24 protein-coding genes are annotated in these 18,364 nt (G+C 35.4%); 23 read left to right on the top strand and 1 reads right to left on the bottom strand.

The features are described 5' to 3' along the window. The first annotated feature begins 57 nt into the window (after positions 1–57). Genes OS139_RS12835 through OS139_RS12800 form a run of 8 tightly spaced genes read left to right on the top strand, consistent with a single transcriptional unit; the run spans position 58 to position 6,025 of the window. Positions 58–237: a hypothetical protein gene (locus OS139_RS12835; RefSeq protein WP_038809197.1), complete on the top strand. Its 180-nt coding sequence runs from the start codon at positions 58–60 to the stop codon at positions 235–237. Further along, positions 237–467, top strand: coding sequence for a hypothetical protein (locus OS139_RS12830; protein WP_325066979.1), 231 nt, complete (start codon positions 237–239; stop codon positions 465–467). Before OS139_RS12835 ends, OS139_RS12830 begins: the two co-directional genes overlap by 1 nt. 1 nt (position 468) lies before the next feature. Then, positions 469–630: a hypothetical protein gene (locus OS139_RS12825; protein ID WP_002344297.1), complete on the top strand. Its 162-nt coding sequence runs from the start codon at positions 469–471 to the stop codon at positions 628–630. 21 nt (positions 631–651) lie between these two features. Further along, positions 652–1,137, top strand: coding sequence for a hypothetical protein (locus tag OS139_RS12820; protein ID WP_002344296.1), 486 nt, complete (start codon positions 652–654; stop codon positions 1,135–1,137). 51 nt (positions 1,138–1,188) lie between these two features. Continuing rightward, on the top strand, positions 1,189–2,043 hold the full coding sequence (gene terS / locus OS139_RS12815) for a phage terminase small subunit (RefSeq protein WP_172891803.1): 855 nt from the start codon (positions 1,189–1,191) through the stop codon (positions 2,041–2,043). Continuing rightward, entirely contained in the window at positions 2,009–3,334 is a 1,326-nt protein-coding gene (locus OS139_RS12810; RefSeq protein WP_045172271.1) for a PBSX family phage terminase large subunit, read from the top strand. The genes terS and OS139_RS12810 overlap by 35 nt, the downstream gene beginning before the upstream one ends. Then, positions 3,328–4,887, top strand: coding sequence for a phage portal protein (locus tag OS139_RS12805; RefSeq protein WP_113808843.1), 1,560 nt, complete (start codon positions 3,328–3,330; stop codon positions 4,885–4,887). Before OS139_RS12810 ends, OS139_RS12805 begins: the two co-directional genes overlap by 7 nt. Position 4,888: 1 nt before the next feature. Further along, positions 4,889–6,025 carry a phage minor capsid protein gene (locus OS139_RS12800; protein WP_325066989.1) on the top strand — a complete coding sequence of 379 codons (1,137 nt, stop codon included), beginning with the start codon at positions 4,889–4,891 and terminating at the stop codon, positions 6,023–6,025. A 13-nt stretch (positions 6,026–6,038) separates the two neighbouring features. On the opposite strand, the gene OS139_RS12795 is transcribed toward OS139_RS12800, so the two are convergent. Then, entirely contained in the window at positions 6,039–6,419 is a 381-nt protein-coding gene (locus tag OS139_RS12795; RefSeq protein ID WP_086310697.1) for a DUF2513 domain-containing protein, read from the bottom strand. 112 nt (positions 6,420–6,531) lie between these two features. Here OS139_RS12795 and OS139_RS12790 point away from each other — a divergent pair, with 112 nt between their 5' ends. From OS139_RS12790 to OS139_RS12720, 15 genes are all read left to right on the top strand, one after another. Beyond that, positions 6,532–7,110, top strand: a complete 579-nt coding sequence (locus tag OS139_RS12790) for a phage scaffolding protein (RefSeq protein WP_045172268.1) — start codon at positions 6,532–6,534, stop codon at positions 7,108–7,110. Positions 7,111–7,129: 19 nt separating this feature from the next. Then, a complete protein-coding gene (locus OS139_RS12785; protein WP_010738769.1) occupies positions 7,130–8,092 on the top strand; it encodes a hypothetical protein in 963 nt (320 codons plus the stop codon). Next, on the top strand, positions 8,082–8,438 hold the full coding sequence (locus tag OS139_RS12780) for a fibronectin type III domain-containing protein (RefSeq protein ID WP_045172267.1): 357 nt from the start codon (positions 8,082–8,084) through the stop codon (positions 8,436–8,438). The genes OS139_RS12785 and OS139_RS12780 overlap by 11 nt, the downstream gene beginning before the upstream one ends. Further along, entirely contained in the window at positions 8,438–8,797 is a 360-nt protein-coding gene (locus OS139_RS12775) for a hypothetical protein (RefSeq protein WP_086319411.1), read from the top strand. The genes OS139_RS12780 and OS139_RS12775 overlap by 1 nt, the downstream gene beginning before the upstream one ends. A 4-nt stretch (positions 8,798–8,801) precedes the next feature. Next, positions 8,802–9,203, top strand: coding sequence for a hypothetical protein (locus OS139_RS12770; RefSeq protein WP_325066978.1), 402 nt, complete (start codon positions 8,802–8,804; stop codon positions 9,201–9,203). Then, positions 9,200–9,547, top strand: coding sequence for a putative minor capsid protein (locus tag OS139_RS12765; protein ID WP_010738765.1), 348 nt, complete (start codon positions 9,200–9,202; stop codon positions 9,545–9,547). Before OS139_RS12770 ends, OS139_RS12765 begins: the two co-directional genes overlap by 4 nt. After that, entirely contained in the window at positions 9,547–9,897 is a 351-nt protein-coding gene (locus tag OS139_RS12760) for a minor capsid protein (RefSeq protein WP_086319408.1), read from the top strand. Before OS139_RS12765 ends, OS139_RS12760 begins: the two co-directional genes overlap by 1 nt. Further along, positions 9,897–10,286: a phage tail terminator protein gene (locus OS139_RS12755; protein WP_325066977.1), complete on the top strand. Its 390-nt coding sequence runs from the start codon at positions 9,897–9,899 to the stop codon at positions 10,284–10,286. Before OS139_RS12760 ends, OS139_RS12755 begins: the two co-directional genes overlap by 1 nt. Positions 10,287–10,336: 50 nt before the next feature. Then, complete coding sequence (locus OS139_RS12750; protein WP_086311162.1) at positions 10,337–10,846, top strand: phage tail tube protein; 510 nt, start codon at positions 10,337–10,339, stop codon at positions 10,844–10,846. After that, positions 10,801–11,103, top strand: a complete 303-nt coding sequence (locus OS139_RS12745) for an Ig-like domain-containing protein (protein WP_325066988.1) — start codon at positions 10,801–10,803, stop codon at positions 11,101–11,103. The genes OS139_RS12750 and OS139_RS12745 overlap by 46 nt, the downstream gene beginning before the upstream one ends. Before the next feature lie 69 nt (positions 11,104–11,172). Next, entirely contained in the window at positions 11,173–11,613 is a 441-nt protein-coding gene (locus tag OS139_RS12740; protein ID WP_325066976.1) for a hypothetical protein, read from the top strand. Positions 11,614–11,618: 5 nt separating this feature from the next. Next, the gene (locus tag OS139_RS12735; protein ID WP_325066975.1) at positions 11,619–12,239 is read left to right on the top strand and encodes a Gp15 family bacteriophage protein; all 621 of its coding nucleotides are present in this window, start codon (positions 11,619–11,621) and stop codon (positions 12,237–12,239) included. Positions 12,240–12,254: 15 nt separating this feature from the next. Next, the gene (locus tag OS139_RS12730) at positions 12,255–16,886 is read left to right on the top strand and encodes a tape measure protein (RefSeq protein ID WP_325066973.1); all 4,632 of its coding nucleotides are present in this window, start codon (positions 12,255–12,257) and stop codon (positions 16,884–16,886) included. Beyond that, positions 16,879–17,706 (top strand): phage tail domain-containing protein, encoded by an 828-nt coding sequence (locus OS139_RS12725; RefSeq protein ID WP_128492215.1) that lies wholly within the window; start codon positions 16,879–16,881, stop codon positions 17,704–17,706. Before OS139_RS12730 ends, OS139_RS12725 begins: the two co-directional genes overlap by 8 nt. A gap of 8 nt (positions 17,707–17,714) precedes the next feature. Further along, the coding region (locus OS139_RS12720; protein WP_325066972.1) for a prophage endopeptidase tail family protein at positions 17,715–18,364 on the top strand (650 nt) is incomplete at its 3' end.

The following is an 18,364-nucleotide window of genomic DNA, read 5'->3' as shown; positions in this document are numbered from 1 at the left end:
TAGGGATCATCTCAATTGAGGTGGTTTTTTTATTTTACATAAAGGAGGAACGATCTCATGAAAGAATATACTGCTAAAGAATTTGAAGAAATGAAGCAATTAAAGAAGGACTTTGAAGAAGTTGGTCAAGGACAATCATTTACGATTGGAACTATTCAACGTAGATTACGTTTCGGGAAAGAACGAGCTACTGCTCTTTATAATGATCTGATCTCAGATAGAGAGAAGGTCACATGATGAGGAACTACTGGTACGTATCATTGATCAACGATTATCCAAGATGCAAAGATTGTCGTGATAAAAGAGTTGTTCAATCTGTTCAAATGAAAAGCAAATATTCTGTTATAAAGATGATCAGAGAAGCTACCCCAAAAGAAGTTGATAAATACAAGCTTATTTATTGCGGTCATGGTTTCTTTGATGAATCAAACATTCAAAATAATATTAACAAGAATTTGAGGGATTAGAATGCAGATTGAAATAATGAAGTTGGCAGATTTGAAACCTGCTGATTATAATCCACGAATTGAACTTACTCTAGGAATGGATAAATATGACAAACTGAAACAATCCATTATGATGTTGAAAGAGTTTGAACAATATAATTTTTTCTTGATATACTGTGATTAAACAGTATGGAGGAAAAGTAAGATGAGTAATGTAATACAATTTTTTATTTCTAGAGATATGATAATAGTTTATTCTACAGTCATTATAGGAACAATACCTGGTTTAGTTAGGATTGTTTATCAAAAATGTAAAGTATTTAAATTTCAAAAAATGATAAAACAAATTTACGTAGTTCCAATATTTGAATGTGCTAAAAGAAATAGAGATCTAAATGAATTAAGTAAAATGGTGGGTAAAAGCATGGAACGTTTAACATATTTAAAGGAAAAAGAATTAATTTTTATAAACGGAAGTATGCAATTTGAAATGATTAGAGTAGTAGAATTTTCGCTAAGTTTAATAAAAAAAATAGACGATTTAAGCAAGGAATATGGTTTTAGAGATACAGTAGTTAATGAAAATACTTGTATATTCAATAACGAACAAATAAAACAAATTAGTTACCTTGAGAATATTTATGATGAGAAAATGAATAAATACAGAATGTTATCTATAGATGAATTTTAAATATCAAAAACAAAACTCAACCTAAACAGAATGTGAGGTGGTGTGTATTGAATGGCAAGAAAACGTGATCCAAGACGTGATGAAGCCAAGAAAATTTGGTTAGAATCCAACGGAGAAAAGCAGTTAAAGGAAATTGCATCTGAATTAAATGTTTCAGATTCTCAGGTTAGAAAATGGAAATCGCAAGACAAATGGAGCGCTGAATTGAAAAGTAACGTTACCAATGGCAAAAGTAACGTTACTAATCAAGGTGGCGCTCCTATTGGTAATCAAAATGCTAAAGGTAACAAAGGAAATAGCCGAGCCTCTCCGCCAGTGGGTAATAAAAATGCCTTGAAAACAGGCGAGTATGAAACGATATTTTTTGAGACATTAAGTGATGAAGAGAAGGACATCTATTCTAGTTTGAATGATGATCCTTCTTTTACTTTGTCTGAAGAAATACGGCTACTTAAAATACGGCAACTTCGAATGATGAAAAGGATTCAACAAGCCGAAGCGGGGTTAAATGATGAAGAAGTCGAACGTCTCCAGCAACTGCGCAATATTAAAACACCACTTGATATTGGTGGTAAAAAGCTTGAGATTAAGCGTGAAGTGATGCAAGATGTTCAAATCACTAGAAAAACACGTAGAAAGATAGATGATATTTTATCTATTGAAGATTCATTGACACGCATCAGCAATCAGTTGTCACGAGCTATCAAGCAGTTATCAGAATTAAGCGTACAGGGCAAGCGTGCTGCTTTAATGACGGCACAAGCTGAAAAGCTAAATGCTGAAATCCGAGAACTAAACGGCGGCGAGGATGAGCCTGAATCAACGGTTATTATCGATGACATTCCGTTAGTTGAAAGCGAGGTTGGTTCAAATGGCATTGATGGTCAAGAAACAAACTCAAATTAAGACTACGGACTTGATTAACCCGCATTTTTATAAAGTTTGGCACGCAAAGTGTCCTTATATTTTGATGAAAGGCGGACGTGGCTCTTTTAAATCATCTGTTATCAGTTTGAAATTAGCAACAGAAATGAAGAAGCACACACAAGCTAAGCACAAAGTAAATGTTGTCTGCATGATGAGTCAGCACAAGTATTTAAGAGATGCTGTTTATGAACAAATCAAGTGGGCACTTTCAATGTTAGGCATTTCAAAAGAATATAAGTTTCGTACTTCTCCTTTGAGAATCATTCATAAACGTACTGGCTCTAAGTTCTATTTTTATGGTGTTGATGATCCGTTAAAACTAAAATCAAACGCAATTGGTGATGTCATTGCTTTGTGGTACGAAGAAGCCGCAAACTTTGAAAGCGAAGAAGTATTTGACCAGACGAATGCAACCTTTATCCGTCAACGGTCGCCATGGGTAAATCAAGTACAAGTTTACTATTCATGGAATCCACCCAAGAATCCATATGATTGGGTTAATGAATGGGTAGAGAAATGCATACGCCTAGATGATCATTTAGTGGACCACTCGACTTATAAAGATGATGAGTTAGGTTTTACGGATCCGCAACAATTAAAGCTGATAGAAACGTATAGAGAAAATGATGAAGATTACTATCGATGGCTTTACTTAGGCGAAGTGATTGGTCTGGGTACGCTCATCTATAACATGGATCATTTCCATCCGCTTGATGAGCTACCAGATGATGATTACATCGTTCAGATTTGTTTTTCAATCGATAGTGGACACCAAATATCAGCGACTACCTGTGGTTGCTACGCTATTACCAAAAAGAAAAATGTCATTTTATTAGATACTTATTATTATTCTCCTGAAGGAAAAGTAAATAAGAAGGCACCTGATGAGCTTTCTAAAGATTTGCATGATTTTATTGAGCGATGTCAAACAAAATACAATAAGTATGCCTACAAAATCACTATTGATTCGGCGGAAGGCGCTCTAAAAAATCAATACTATAAAGATTACAATGAGAGGTTTCATGCAGTGGCAAAAGCTAAAAAAGTAGATATGATCGATTATGTACAGAACCTCCTTGCACAAGGCAGGTTTTTTTATTTGGATACAGAAGCAAACAAAATATTTATTAAAGAGCATCGTGATTATCGATGGGATGAAGATACTTTACAGTCAGATGATCCAAAAGTTATCAAAGTTGGTGACCATACATGTGACCAGTTCCAATATTTTGTAAAAGATAATCTAAGTGATTTAGGACTGAAATGGTAGGTGAGAAAATGAGTATGATCCAGCGCATCAAAAACTTTTTTAAGAAAGGAGTGAAACGAATAGATATGAATTTGAATGGCAGAGAACTTGGTAAAATCACAGACCATCCTAAAATTGATATTGATCCATATGAATATGAGAGAATCGCTGAAAATTTTCGTTATTATGCGAATAATTTCCCGAAAATTAAATATATAACCTCTTTTGGTAAAGAAAATAAACGTCCATTTAATCCGCTGAATGTAACCAAGACTGCAGCAAGAAGATTAGCGAGTATTATTTTTAATGAGAAATGCAAAATTGCTTTAAGGAATCCTGATGATGAAGAATCAGATAGTTTAAAAGAAGCAAATACGTTCTTGGCGAAAACACTGTATAACAATAATTTTTATAATCTTCTTGAACTGAATCTTGAAAAAGGAATTGCTTCTGGTGGGTTTGCTATGCGTCCTTATATTGATGGAGATAAAATCAAAATCTCTTGGATCAGAGCTGATCAGTTTTATCCCTTGCGTTCTAACACAAATGAAATCAGCGAATGTGCAATTGCTACTAGGTCAGTTCAAACAGAAAATGATACAAATTATTACTACACGTTATTAGAATTCCATGAGTGGGTAGATGGGAAGTACATTATTTCTAATGAGCTTTATAAGTCAGAATTGGAAAGTTCTGTTGGTAAACAAGTACCATTAGAAACCTTATACCCTGATTTGGCAGAGGAAGTCACCCTAGAAGGATTGAGACGTCCTCTTTTTGTTTACTTCAGAACACCTGGTGCAAACAATAAATCTCTAGAAAGTCCGTTAGGCGTTGGAATCGTTGATAATGCAAAAGAAATCTTAGATACCATCAACAATACTCATGACCAATTTGCTTGGGAAATTCAAATGGGGCAAAGGCGCGTCGTGGTTCCTGCTGAGTTTCTCAAAACGGATGAAGCCCATCCCCCAATGTTTGATAGTGATCAAAATGTATTTGTAGGGATGTATGGGGCAGAAAATGCTGGAATAAAAGATATTACTACGGCAATACGAACAGTTCAGTATAAAGATGCCATTGATCATTGGATTAAAGAGTTTGAGGTACAAGTAGGGCTATCAGTTGGTTCAATGAGCTACGCTGATGATGGTTTAAAAACAGCAACTGAAATTGTCTCTAATAACTCAATGACGTATCAAACACGCTCTAGTTATTTGACAATGGTTGAAAAAGCCATTAATGAATTAGTCCATTCGATTTTTGAATTGGCAGGTTATGCAGAACTTAATTCAACTGGAAAACCATTGTTTGAATTAAATTACGATGATTATAAAGTCGATATCAGTTTTGAAGATGGTATTTTTGTCAATCAAGATAAACAACAAGAAGATGATTTAAAAGCTGTGGTTGCTGGCGTGATGCCAAAGAAACAGTTTCTTATCCGTAATTACAATCTAAGTGATCAGGAATTAAAAGAATGGTTGGATGACTTGAAAGAGGAAATGCCTTCCCAAGATGCAGGAACAGATGAACGAAATGCACAAGCTGCTATGTATGATGTAGGTGATTGAGTTGATTACTCCAGATAATATGCAAAACCAAGCGGATGCTATCACGAACATTTATTCAGAATTAGAAGATCGTATCTTTGAGTTAATCATCAAAATGATGTTAAAGAAAGACCTTAACAAAGTGAATAAAGAAAACGTGATGTTATGGCAGATACAGCAATTAAACTATATGGGCGTTTTGAACAAAAAGGTTATTAATCTACTGGCTTCCTATACTAACTCTACTCAAGGCCAAATAGAAAAGCTTATCAAAGATAATGGCATTCAAATTATCAATGAGATTGATCAGGAACTGGAAAGAATGGTACAAAAAAGCGTGCCGGTATCTGATGATGTCAATCAGATGTTGGACTCTTTCTTACATCAAACATTCTTAGACTTGAATAATAATATAAATCAGACGCTTATCACTACGAATTACAGCCAGAACTCAGCTATGAGAGCTTATCAGGCAATTCTTAAACAATCCACCCTAGAAACCTTAACAGGTCTCAAAACGCATGAACAAGCCGTAAGAGATAACGTCTATAAAATGGTGGATGAAGGAATTAAATCAGGATTCAAGGACAAAGCAGGACGTGAATGGACTCTTGAAACATACTCAAGAACGGTAATTGAAAGCACAACGCATCGAACATTTAACGATTTACGTCTGAAAAGAATGCAAGATTTTGATTGTGTAACTGCTCTAATGAGTAGCCATCTATCAGCTAGAAAAGCCTGTGCCGATATTCAAGGTGGATGGGTTCTCACAGTTCCTAAGTCCAAAGCACCACCAGAATTTCAGCATTTACCGTCTATTTATGATCATGGTTATGGTGAACCTTGGGGAACTCAAGGAACAAACTGTAAACATATTCTTTATCCTGGTAGACCAGATGTTAATACAAATAATCAGCCACAATATGATCCAGAAGAAGTACAAAGAAATGCTGAGATCCAGCAGAAACATAGAAGATTAGAGCGTGACATTCGTTATCAAAAGAAGCGTTTGTCTGCTGCAGAATCTTTAGGTGATGAAGTCATGCAGAAAAGATGCAAAGACATGATCCGTTTTAAACAAGGAAAGATTAGAGAATTAGTGAAAGAACATGATTTCCTTGTGCGGGATTATAGTCGTGAGAAAGCCTTAAACTAAAAACAACTCGGATTTAAATACCGAGCTGTTTTTGGATATATGCCAGAGCTACTTGTCCCATAATACTTATTGAGGCAGTTCCTACCAACGAAACTTTTTCTTTCACAACTTTCCAAACTTTTGGATCACGAATGTTTTCTAGATACTGATGACCTTCGTAAGTTGGAGATCCTATACACCACATGTAGGGTTTATCAGAAGCGTATTTGACCCATCCATTGATTAATTTAGCATCATCATCGCCCATTCTTGATATAGCGTAAATGATTTCATCTTGAGAATATTTTTCTCTTAAAGAAGATTCATTTATTTCATTTTGAAATGCGCTTTTTCTGAATGGCAAAGTTTCTGAATACAATAAAATATCTCTAATTAAATCAGGTTTTAATTCCATATATTTAGCTCCTTTCTATACAACAATTATATCGCCCTGAACATGGCGTTAAAAGGTTTATTTTTTATACTCTCGTGGTCGTTGCCACGTTAAATATTCGAAGGAGGACCAAATGAAAAGAGAACAATTAAAGGAACTAGGCTTATCAGATGAACAAATTGGCTCAGTCATGGCGCTACATGGAGCAACTGTTAATGAATTGAGTAGTAATGTTGCAGCTGCAGAGCAACAAGTAAATCAATACAAAGAGCAGTTAGATGCCAATCAAACAGAATTAGATAGCCTGAAAAAAGCAGCAGAAGGAAATGAAGAACTAACCACTCAATTGTCAGACCTTCAAGAAAAATACGATCAAGCAAAAGCTGATTCAGAAAGTAAGATTGCTGAAATCAAAAAAACATCCGCAATCGAACTAGCTCTTACTCAAGCAGGCGCTCGTAATATCAAGGCTGCCAAAGCTTTACTTGATAGTGAAAAGCTGGAATTAACAGATGAAGGAATCAAAGGATTAGACGAACAATTAAATACATTGAAGGAAAGTGACGGATATCTCTTTGAAGGAGAAACAACACCGCCACCAAATCCAGATCAGAAGAAAGCAACGTTTCAAGGCAATCCGTCAAACGCTGTCCCTCCTAATGATGAAACAGCGCAAATGATTGCTGCAATGACAAGCGACCTAGTTAAATAAAAGAAAGAAGGAAATTAAAATGCATAAAAATATTTTATCAATGAATCTGCAAATGTTTGCTGATAATGCAACTTTAAACTATGCAGAATCTTACCAACAAGCGCTACAAAAACGTTATTCAGAAAATGGGATTTTATATTCTCAAAAGCTTTGGAATTCCCCATCAAATAACCTGATCAAATGGGCAGGTGCAAAAACTGTTAAGCTTCCTAAACTATTAATTAAAAATGGACGGAAAGATCGAACACGCCGTTCGATTACAGGGGCTAGTGCCAACTACGAAAATCAATGGGAAACTTATGAATTAACAAATGAACGTTACTGGGATACATTGGTAGACCCTTCAGATATTGATGAAACGAACTATGTAACATCTATTGCTAATATCACCAAAGCTTATAATGATCTTGAAAAAATTCCTGAAAAAGACAAACAAATGTTTTCTTCTCTTTACACTTTGAAGAAAGCAAAAGATGGCGGTAAGGGAATCGTAGAACTGGAATTGACAACTGAAAATATTTTGACTCAATTTGATAAGATGATGACCGATATGGATGAAGCCGCAGTTCCAGCTGTTGGACGTTCTTTATATGTGACTCCAACTGTCAGCACTATTCTAAAAAATGCGCAAGGGTTACAACGTACGTTATCAGTACAAAATAATAACGGTGTGATTGATAGAGCAGTAAAACGTTTAGATGAAGTAACGATTGAACCAGCTGTTCCTTCTGCTTACATGAAAACTCTATACGATTTTACTACTGGTGCTGTTGCTGATCCAACTGCACAAACAATCCAAATGATGTTGATTCATATCCCTTGTATGTGTGCACCAGAAAAATACAGCTTTGTTGGTCTAGATAAACCATCTGCCTCAACTGCAGGTAACTACTTGTATTATGAACAATCATATGACGATGTCATTTTGTTTGAAACAAAAACGGATGGAGTATCATTTGTCGTAACACCATCTGCACCCTAATGCGCCCCAAAATCCAACAGGTAAATTTAATGGAGATGGATCAGTATCTGTCTCCTTTGATCCTGTGGAAGGGGCAAAATCATATGTTATCCATTACGCAAACGCTAATGAATCAGATCCACATAAAGCCAAAATGATGGGTTACAGTGAAAATAATAGTTGGACTTTGGCTGCAGAAAATGTTCCATCTTTAGTTGAAGGGGACAAGTTTTATTTATACGTACAAACCTTTAACGAACTAGGAGAAGGCTCAAATGAAATAGAAAAAGCTGAGTTTTTAAATGAAAACAAACTTGGATCAGCTTGGAGTGAGCCGATTATTTTAACCAAGGGAGGATCTAATTAATGAAAGCTAAAAAAGCAAATCGAGTCGTTGAAGTTCTTACTGATACGGACAAAGAATTTTATAAAGCCCAGGGCTACGATATTGTAGAACTTGATGCATCAGGTAAAAAATATAATATTGTAGAATCGGCAACAGGTGGAAAAACTTACACAGTGGTTCAATACAACGCACTGCTTGATAAAAATAAGGCGTTGAAGAAAGAAGTTCAGGAACTGAAACAACAACTTCAGCAATTAGAAAACAAAGAAGAACCAGATCGGGAAACTTTGAAAAAAGAATTAGCTGACTTAGGCGTTGAGTTTGCGCCTAACACATCGACTGCTAAACTTGTTGATTTGTTGAATGAAGCTAAAGGCTAAAACTATGAGTTATTTAACGTACGAAGAGTATGAAAAGCTAGGTTTTAGTAAAATTCCTGATCAAAAAACTTTCGATGAATTAGAACCATATGCTGAACGTCAGATTAATCGTTTGACTGCTGATTTCTACTTGAAAAATGACTTAATTCAAGATTCAAATGAATACAGGGTACAAAAATTTAAATTGGCAATGGCCATCCAAGTGGAATATCTGTTTTTAAATGGTGGGAAAACAACCTTACAAGAAATGCTTAGTGGTACACCAACTAGTGTCAGCATTGGAAGAATGCGAATTGAAGGTACCAGTGTTGGTTCAGCCACATATGGTAGAACAATGGTTTCATCAGAAGCCTATGCAGAATTGATTTATACAGGACTTCTTTATCGAGGAGTGAATTACAAATGATTCCACAGATGCCAAAAGATTATTGTAATCAGTCCATCATTTTCAGACGAAAAAAAGGAATTGATAAATGGCAAAAGCCGATATTTGATGCTGAGGTTACAATTGAAAATATGATTTTTCAACCTCAAACGATTTATAGTGGTTCAAATAATAATAGAAAAGTGGTAGCTAATGCTATCGCTTTTTTATTTGCTGGAGTATCCACTCCATTTCCTGAAATCACAAAGGAACATGTAGGATCAGAAATCATATTTGAAGGTACAGCCTATACTTTGGTGACTATAGTAGATAATCGAAATCCTTTCAGCAACGAAGTTTATTCGTATGAATTGGAGGTTTTATAATGCTGCATATCAAAGTAGAAAAAAACGGTATAAACAGAAAACTGTCTGTTATGAACATACAAAAGGCTACTTTTTTTATGACTAATCAGATGCACATGGATATGAACTTATATGCTCCAAAACGTCAAGGCCACCTTCGCAGTGATTCTTATGCACGGGAGAACCATATCGTTTATACAGTTCCTTATGCTAAAGCTCAATTCAGAGGCTTGATAGTGACGAAGTCAGGGAAAATTGTGCGAATTAAAAATTACACAACTCCTGGTACAGGAAGTAGATGGGATTTGCGTGCAAAATCTAAGCATATCAATGCATGGCGAAAAGCTTTCGTTGAAGGAGGGAAACTTTAATGGATCTCTTAGAAAGATTAGCTGATTCGATTGATTCAGTAGAAGGAATGCTAATGCCTTGTGTAATTGGATTTCTAGATGGAGAAGACACCCTTTGTATCTATTCTCTCCCAGGAAGTAGAACAATAGAAGAATATTTTGATGGTACAAAAGAAAGAGAAATGCTTTTTGAAGTGGGATTTAATACAAAAGATCAAGAAAAAGCAAATCATACTTTGTGGCTCATTTCTAATCATTTAGATGAGCTCCCATCCTTAGAATCCAGTAATGAAAGTTTTAAATTTATTAGTTCAGAAATAAGTGATACTCCTTTTGCAAGTGAACAAGATAATGAGGGGCAATCTACTTATTTGTTAGATATAAAAATAAACGTGCATCAATTCAAATAATAGGAGGAAACATAATGAAAAATATGTCAAAAACGAATCAACAGCAATTTATGAAAATGCAGTTGCAATTTTTTGCAGGAGAAACAGGGACAGGTGAGGATACCCACAAAGAATTTCTATTGAACTTTAAAAATAAAGTAGAAATTGATGTTTTAGGTCACACAAGTTTGGATGAGATCGAACAAGCGAACTTCGCCGTTCTTGCAGCTGGAATCAGTACTATTACACCTGCAGCGGCAGATACCACTGATGCAACAGCATATTATGATGGCGAAGGTTTCACTGATTCAAGCGTAACAGGTAAAAATATTACTTTTGCTTTATCTGGACATCGAGTGTTCGGAGATCCTGCACAAGATTATGTGGCAAAACATTTCTTGTCCATTGGCGATGAATTACGTACGCTTGCACGTTGGACAGATGCAAAAGGTAATAAAGTTCAATCTGTTGTTACTATGACAGCAATCGTTCCATTTGGGGGTGCTGCAAATGCAAAACAAACATTTAGCTTCACATTAGCATTCAACGGAAAGCCGGTCTTAGAAGAAGCGGGGGAGTAATTAGCCCCACAAGCGTAACGCTTAATAAAACAACGTTATCGCTTGTTGCTGGGGCAAATGAAACTCTTACAGCTACCGTTTTACCAGCAAATGCTACAAATAAAAATGTGACATGGTCATCTAGTGATTCAACCATAGCTACGGTTGATACCAAAGGGGAGGTTGTGGCTGTTAAAGCCGGAACTACGGAAATTACAGTTAACACAGTAGATGGTAACAAGAGTGCTAAATGTACTTTAACAGTTACTGAATCATAAAATTAGAATGATTAGAGCAGGTCACCCGATATTATGGTTACCTGCTCTTTTAATATTGGAGGAAAAACAATGGCTATCAATAATGTAATTGACTTAGATGCAAAATTATCACTAACTAAATCTGTAAAAATTGCAGGCAAAGTATATGAAATCACTATTTCTGATGAGGTTGATCAAGCTTTGATGGATTTAACTAGTGTAGATGTCCCATCGCAATTAGAACACCTGACAGAAAAAGCAGAGAAATTGGAAGATTTAGAAGATAAATCAACTGATAAATATAAAGAGTTTATTCGCCTAGAAGTTGCTAAATTGAAAGATCGTTCAATCGCTGCACTAGATAAAGTGTTGGGAGAAGGAGAAGGAACCCGTGTATATAAGAGTTACAGAAATAGTACAAAGGCATTATTAACTGTCATTGGTTTATTGCAAAAAGAGTTGGGTGAATTGATGATTGAACGTAAAAAAACCGCTGATAACTATTACAAAAACAAACATAAAAAGAAGTGATATAGATGTTTGATTTGGTTGAGGATTTAGAAAATACACTAATCATTGAAGGAGAAGAATATAAATTTGACCTTTCCTTTGATGTGGTGATTAGATTCTATGAATTGCTAGAAGATAAAAATTTAAAATCATTTGAAAAAATTAATAAAGCTTTTGATTTGTTTTATTTTGATGCTAAAGCTCCCATTAGTGATTTTACTTTTGAACAGAAGCAAGCAGCAATCGAAGAAATAAGTAATTATATACAAAAATGTCCATACGGAAATAACAATAATGATCAGGAATCCGGAGATACTGTGCCGGAAAAACTTTATTCTTATTCTCAAGATGCTGGAGCAATTTATTCCTCATTTTTAGCAGATTATGGCATCGATTTATTAAAAGAAAAAGGACGAATGCACTTTATCACGTTCAAAAATCTTTTGTTTGGATTAAGCGAAAATACTCATTTTCAACGAATTTTATCTATTCGTTCTAGAAGTATTAATGGACTAGAAGGAGAGACACTTACCAATCTATTAGAATTACAAGAATATTACGCTCTTGATGCAGAAAAAACAGTAAATAATCTAGACAATCAGTTAGGAAGTATGTTTGACATGCTAGCCGCCCAAGCAAAAAAGTAGAAAGGAGGTTAGAAAATGGCTGCAGATGCAACAATTAATATTGATGTTATGCTTTCTAATTTACCAAAATTTAAAACAGATGCTAATTTTATTGATGATTTGTTATCCAAATTAGGTGCCAATACTGGAAAACAGATGGATGATCAGTTTGCTATTGAAACAAAGGCAATCCAAGAAAAGGCAATCTCAACTAAGAAAAAAATAGATGATTCACTTGGGAAAACTACCAAAGTAAAACTAGCGGCAGATAATGCTGACATCAAAGAGAAATCTGGGGAAGCAAAAGAGCAAATAGCAAAAATCCCTGATAAAAAAAGCATCACTTATACAGCAGATACTACTCAAGCTAAAACAGAGACCAGAGAATTAGGCGAAACTGCAGAAAAAACTGAATCAAAATTTGTAAATTTAAAAGATAAACTTACTATTGGAGCAGTAGCAGGTGCGACTTCTCAAGCAGTTCAAGTTATTACAGGAAGCTTTACAGATTTAGTAGGAGAAGGTTTAGCAGCTTCTGATTCAATGGATAAATTCCGCTCTACTATGAAGCTCGGTAATTTTGGGGAAGAAGAAATTGATAAAGCAGCAAAAGCAGTAAAAAAGTATGCGGATGATACAGTTTATGATCTATCAGATGTTTCGAATACCACAGCACAGTTAGCAGCTAACGGCATTAAAAATTACACTGAATTGACTCAGGCAGCCGGAAACTTAAATGCTCAAGCCGGTGGTAATGCTGAAACGTTCAAATCTGTAGCAATGGTCATGACACAAACGGCAGGAGCGGGAAAATTAACAACAGAAAACTGGAATCAGTTGGCTGATGCCATTCCGGGCGCTTCTGGCGTACTTCAAGAAGCAATGAAGAAAAACGGTGCTTTTACTGGGAACTTCCGTGAAGCAATGGAAAAAGGCGAAATATCTGCTGATGAATTCAATACAGCCATTACTGAATTAGGTATGAATGATGGTGCGGTTAAAGCAGCTAAGTCTACTTCGACCTTTGAGGGTGCAGTTGGTAATTTACGAGCCAATGTTGTTTCTGGAATTATGGACATTATTAATCATTTAGGAAAAGATAACTTGACTGGCATGGTCAATAAGGCTTCTGATGCAGTGGTAGGTGTATTTCAACACATTGCAGATGTCTTTTTATATTTCCAAAAACATGAGGATACTCTTACGAATATTTCCAATAATGTAAAAAAAATAGTTGGAGCCTTGTTCTCAGGGGCATGGGAAGAAGGTAAAGATTTACTTTTTGATATCGCTGATCTTTTTGGATTGGTTGATGATAAATCTAAAGCATTAAAAGATCCACTAGGCACTATAAATGAAATTATAGGAAAAATAGCAAAACATAAAGATGAAATAAAGCTCTTTGGCGAAGCACTGGTTATAATGTTTGCTGTTAAAAAAGGCTATGAATTCATTAAAATGTTAAAAGAAGCAAAAAAAACTTTAACGGAAATGACTGCTATTGAAACAATTACTGATTTTTTAGGCGGTGGAGGGTTCTCGTTTGGCAAAAAGGCAAGTACTAAAAATATAGGAAATGTGGGTGCTGAAATTGCTGAAACAATCTTACCAAAAGGTGGTAAAGGAGTCGCTACTATTGCTGATGATGCACTAGAGTCTGTTTCTAAACTAGGTGGGTTAGCAAAACTAAGTAAAGGAGTAAGCAAAGTGCTACCTTTTGCTGGGGTACTTGCCAGTGCAACTGAACTGTTGGGTAAAGGATCAGCTTCTTCAAAACTAGGGGCTTTTGGTGGTTCTTTAGGCGGAAGTGCGGCAGGAGCAGCTATTGGAACTGCTATTTTACCAGGAATTGGAACTGCAATTGGTGCAGGATTGGGTGGACTTGGCGGAACTGAATTAGGCAAAAATCTAGGGAAAGATATTGGCAAAGGATTTAAAAGCTATGCACCTAATTTAACGAACCTTTTGGGAGATATAGGACATGATATAACTAAAAAATTTGACAAAAATGTAGGCACCAATGCCAAAGAATTATCGAAAACTTATACAAAAGAGATCGATAAATTAAATAAAATAGTAACGAAGCTTCCCAAAAATGATAAAGAAATTAAAGGTCAGCAAAAAGAAACTGAAAAATCTTTCGATAAAATGGGTAAGACTATTGATAAATACTACAAAAAGAAACAGAACTCTTCTGATGAGGACTTTAATTATTTCAAAAAAAATAATTTGATGAGCTCCAAAGAAACTGATAAAGCTATGTCTAACAGGAGAATAAATGATGCATTAGCAAAAAACGAGCATAAGAAAACCCTGAAACAAATGCAAAAAGATACGATTTCTCATTATAAACAATTGAGTAAAATTGAATCTGGTCAAACTGAAGATCTACAAGAAATTGCGAAAGAATATGGGAAAGATAGTAAAGAATATAAAAAAGAATTGAACAAAGAACTTGAAGAAGAGCAGGAAAAATATGCTAAAAAAATGAGAAAAGCCGAAACAAAGTTGAATGAACAAATCAGTACAGAAACAAAAATAGCTTCGGGAAAACAGCTAGATATTTTGCAGGATTTGAAAGACCATAAGGGCAAACTCTCTCATGAAGAAATGAAAAATGCTATCTTAAATTCTAAAGAACAACGTGACACGATCATTAAAGATGCAAAAAAAACAGCAAATGATTCCATTGATGAAGCAAATAAAAAATATAAAGAAACAGTCAAAAGAGCTGACAAAGAGCGCTATGAAAATGGCACTATAACAAAAGAGCAATATGATGAAATCGTAAAAACTGCAAAAAAAGAACGTGATGACACCGTCGCAGCTGCTACTGAGAAAAGGGATAAATCAATAAAGAAAGCCCAAGAAACTCATAAAGAAGTAGTAGATCAAGCAACCCAACAGGCCGGAGAACACAAAGGTGCTGTTGATGGTGAAACAGGTGAAGTTGTAGGCTCTTGGGATGAAATGAAAACAAACATGGGATCCATTGTTGAAGGTGTCGCACACAGTATTGGCCATTTGATACATGCATTGAACAAAGATTGGGGAAACGACCTTATTAATTTCAAATTTGGCGCTCATGCAAAAGGTTCTAGTGGATTGACCGAAGACGAAATTGCTCTGGTTGGAGAAGAAGGATTCGAGCTTGCTCATCATCCATCTAAAGGTATTTTCCCTGTGGGTGTTAGCGGTCCAGAAATTCGTCCTCTGCAAGCTGGTACTTCAATCTTACCCCATCATATGTCTAAAGAATTCTTGGCAATGACAAAGGGGCTACCCGCACACAAAGATGGCGTCTGGGGTACTATCACGAATATGTTTGATTGGGTTAAAGATAAAGCTAAAGATGTATGGTCTTTCGTTTCAGATGGTGCCGGCAAAGCTTATGATACGATTGCTGATAAACTTGGTGTCTCTGACTTTTTAGATAACCTTGGTGATTCAGCTGAATATAAAGTTGCTGCAGGTGGTATCTCTAATATAAAAGATAAAATTATCGAATATGCACAAAACTTCTTTGATAAGTTTAATGAAGAAAATGGTGGAGGCAGTTTCGATGGTGCAATGGCAGATAATGTCTATAAATACTTAGTAGATATTGCAAACCAAGCCGTTAGAAAATTCGGTATGAGCGGGATTACTTCAGGCTACCGACCAGGAGATCCATATTGGCACGGGAAGCATCAAGCGATTGATATTGCTTATCCATCAAGTATGAATGGTTCAAGCAAATATTTTGATCCTGCAAACTGGGTATTTGAGAATTTTGCTGATAAAGTTGGATATGTTATCACGCAGGGAAAAGTGCGTGATAGAACTGGCCAATCAGGTCAACCAGCAACTGGTGCATGGGATCCATGGCCAGATAATGATCATTACGACCATTTGCATATCACTGGTAAATTAGGATCAGGAGATATTTTCAAAGCAGGAGGCGGTAGTTCTCCTGCTGGTTCAGGTGCTGAAAGATGGCGAAGCCAAGTAATTGAGGCTGCAAAAATGGTCGGATTTCCAACAGATAAAGGGCATATAGACAGAATCATTAGTCAGATCCAAACAGAATCAGGCGGAAATGAGAAAGCTGTTCAAGGTGGTTATACAGATATTAATACCATTACTGGAGACTTAGCAAAAGGATTGATGCAAACAATTAGTGCTACTTTCAATGCTTATAAGATGCCAGGTCATGGCAATATTTTTAATGGATATGATAGTATCTTAGCCGGTTTAAGATATATCATGGCTCAATATGGAACAGGTGCTGGCTTCTTTGCAAATATCGGAATGGGGCATGGTTATGCTGACGGTGGAGAAATAAATGGTCCTGAATTAGCATGGATTGGGGAAGACCCTGCTTATCCAAAAGAATTTATGATAAATCCTGCTAAACCTTCTGCAGATGACTTGATTATAAAAGCAATCCACTCGAGGGAACAATTTAGACCTGCTTCAGCAAATAATGTATCAAGCAATTCGAGTGGATTTTTAACAAGCGAAATTTCAGAAAGTTCACTTCAGAAGCTGTTTCAAGCTTTGAATAATCGTCCAGTTGAGGTAATTAGTCATCTAGACGGTAAGAAAGTCAGCAAAAGTGTAGATGAATATACTGGTTCATCATTAGCAAGAAAACTATATACGAGAGGAAAGAATTTCAATGGATGATAAAACATCAGTATTTCTCCAATTTAGTACAGGTAAATTTGACTTACTAGCAAATTACCGAATAAAAATCATTGATATAAAAATTGGGATGCCAGTACCTAAAAATGAATTTTCTTCTTATGCAGGTTCAGTAGGAAAAAAGCTGCTGACACACTCATTTGATTCTTTTCCTATTACTTTTGAATTTGATTATTTTGCAGACAATCTAAATGATCTTATTTTGACTGAAACAGAATTGAGAGAACTATTTAATAAAGAAGCTGAATACTACTTTATCTATACGAAAGAACCTGGTAAAAGATACCCAGTGATCGTTGAGAGTATGACTGTAACCAAAAAGGCATATTTTAAAGGAAATTGCGTTGTATCATTTTCTGCCTATAAAGGATATTCTGAATCGATGGCAACGACTTTATCTGATTTCAGTTTGGATGAGGATTGGCAGTTTTCTCAAGGTCTAGTTTCTGAAGATTTTAGTTATACACACAATACTAGTTTCTTTCAGATTTTTAATGCTGGCAGTTTTGAAATTGATCCGAGAGAGTCAGATTTACGTATTACCCTCGAAGGAGAATCAGAAGGAAATGTGACTATTTTCAATAAGACCACAGGCGATCGTTTCATTTATTATCCTTCTCTCTCAACTAATTTAGGGCAGACGTTAGTTTTGGATGGCGTATACCCAAAATTGAATGGTGTAAGTTGTGGTATTGATACAAACCATGGACTAATCACTTTAGCTGAAGGGGTCAATGAAATCGAAATTCAAAATATTACTAGAGTGAAATCTTCTTGGGATTTCCGTTTCTTGTATAAGTAGGTGATACTTTGAAAAACATATTAATACGTAATTATGAAGAAACGAAAGAGGAAATCCTTATTAACTACGATAAGGATTCTTTTTCTGTCTCGTGGCAACAAAATGAAACGTGGGAGTTATCTGTGACTGTACCAGAAACAAAAAGGAATCAAATAACCTTTGATTTAATTGACTATGAAAACTATGTTGTTTTTGATGGTCAGCAGTATTCAATCAAGCAGATGAGACCATATGCTTCTGGTAGCCAAATCTATAAAGATGTAGTAGCAACTCATGTCTATTACACTATTCAAGATGGATGGCAATATGACACCATATCTGGAACAAAATCAATCAATGATCTTCTGACTCATATTTTTAAAGCTGGAAACCGAGGATTCAGTTGGGAAGTTGTAGATCCCAACAATGTATTTTTAAAAAAGGAACAGGAGAACTTTGGAAATGATAATTATTTAAATCTTATTAATGAAATTTTGGAAGATTACGGTGCCGTTGTGATACCAAACAATAAGCACTTAGTATTTTATCCCATTTCAGAATATGGAAATATAACTGAGCAACAAATCCGATATAAATATAATACAGATGAAGTGTCGTTTGATATTGATACTTATGCTTTGAAAACACAAATTAAAGGGTTTGGTAAGAAAAAAGAAGA

The organism is Enterococcus sp. E4-223 (assembly GCF_035727065.1).
Classification (GTDB): Bacteria; Bacillota; Bacilli; order Lactobacillales; family Enterococcaceae; genus Enterococcus_B; species Enterococcus_B faecium.
The sequence above is the reverse complement of the archived record's forward strand: the minus strand, read 5'-3'. Positions and strand labels throughout refer to the sequence as shown.

What these genes read in the sequence shown, in the direction of transcription:
- OS139_RS12835 (WP_038809197.1), top strand. Translation starts at nt 58, where the DNA reads ATGAAAGAATATACTGCTAAAGAATTTGAAGAAATGAAGCAATTAAAG.
- OS139_RS12830 (WP_325066979.1), top strand. Translation starts at nt 237, where the DNA reads ATGAGGAACTACTGGTACGTATCATTGATCAACGATTATCCAAGATGC.
- OS139_RS12825 (WP_002344297.1), top strand. Translation starts at nt 469, where the DNA reads ATGCAGATTGAAATAATGAAGTTGGCAGATTTGAAACCTGCTGATTAT.
- OS139_RS12820 (WP_002344296.1), top strand. Translation starts at nt 652, where the DNA reads ATGAGTAATGTAATACAATTTTTTATTTCTAGAGATATGATAATAGTT.
- terS (WP_172891803.1), top strand. Translation starts at nt 1,189, where the DNA reads ATGGCAAGAAAACGTGATCCAAGACGTGATGAAGCCAAGAAAATTTGG.
- OS139_RS12810 (WP_045172271.1), top strand. Translation starts at nt 2,009, where the DNA reads ATGGCATTGATGGTCAAGAAACAAACTCAAATTAAGACTACGGACTTG.
- OS139_RS12805 (WP_113808843.1), top strand. Translation starts at nt 3,328, where the DNA reads ATGGTAGGTGAGAAAATGAGTATGATCCAGCGCATCAAAAACTTTTTT.
- OS139_RS12795 (WP_086310697.1), bottom strand. Translation starts at nt 6,419, where the DNA reads ATGGAATTAAAACCTGATTTAATTAGAGATATTTTATTGTATTCAGAA.
- OS139_RS12790 (WP_045172268.1), top strand. Translation starts at nt 6,532, where the DNA reads ATGAAAAGAGAACAATTAAAGGAACTAGGCTTATCAGATGAACAAATT.
- OS139_RS12785 (WP_010738769.1), top strand. Translation starts at nt 7,130, where the DNA reads ATGCATAAAAATATTTTATCAATGAATCTGCAAATGTTTGCTGATAAT.
- OS139_RS12775 (WP_086319411.1), top strand. Translation starts at nt 8,438, where the DNA reads ATGAAAGCTAAAAAAGCAAATCGAGTCGTTGAAGTTCTTACTGATACG.
- OS139_RS12770 (WP_325066978.1), top strand. Translation starts at nt 8,802, where the DNA reads ATGAGTTATTTAACGTACGAAGAGTATGAAAAGCTAGGTTTTAGTAAA.
- OS139_RS12765 (WP_010738765.1), top strand. Translation starts at nt 9,200, where the DNA reads ATGATTCCACAGATGCCAAAAGATTATTGTAATCAGTCCATCATTTTC.
- OS139_RS12760 (WP_086319408.1), top strand. Translation starts at nt 9,547, where the DNA reads ATGCTGCATATCAAAGTAGAAAAAAACGGTATAAACAGAAAACTGTCT.
- OS139_RS12755 (WP_325066977.1), top strand. Translation starts at nt 9,897, where the DNA reads ATGGATCTCTTAGAAAGATTAGCTGATTCGATTGATTCAGTAGAAGGA.
- OS139_RS12750 (WP_086311162.1), top strand. Translation starts at nt 10,337, where the DNA reads ATGAAAATGCAGTTGCAATTTTTTGCAGGAGAAACAGGGACAGGTGAG.
- OS139_RS12740 (WP_325066976.1), top strand. Translation starts at nt 11,173, where the DNA reads ATGGCTATCAATAATGTAATTGACTTAGATGCAAAATTATCACTAACT.
- OS139_RS12735 (WP_325066975.1), top strand. Translation starts at nt 11,619, where the DNA reads ATGTTTGATTTGGTTGAGGATTTAGAAAATACACTAATCATTGAAGGA.
- OS139_RS12730 (WP_325066973.1), top strand. Translation starts at nt 12,255, where the DNA reads ATGGCTGCAGATGCAACAATTAATATTGATGTTATGCTTTCTAATTTA.
- OS139_RS12725 (WP_128492215.1), top strand. Translation starts at nt 16,879, where the DNA reads ATGGATGATAAAACATCAGTATTTCTCCAATTTAGTACAGGTAAATTT.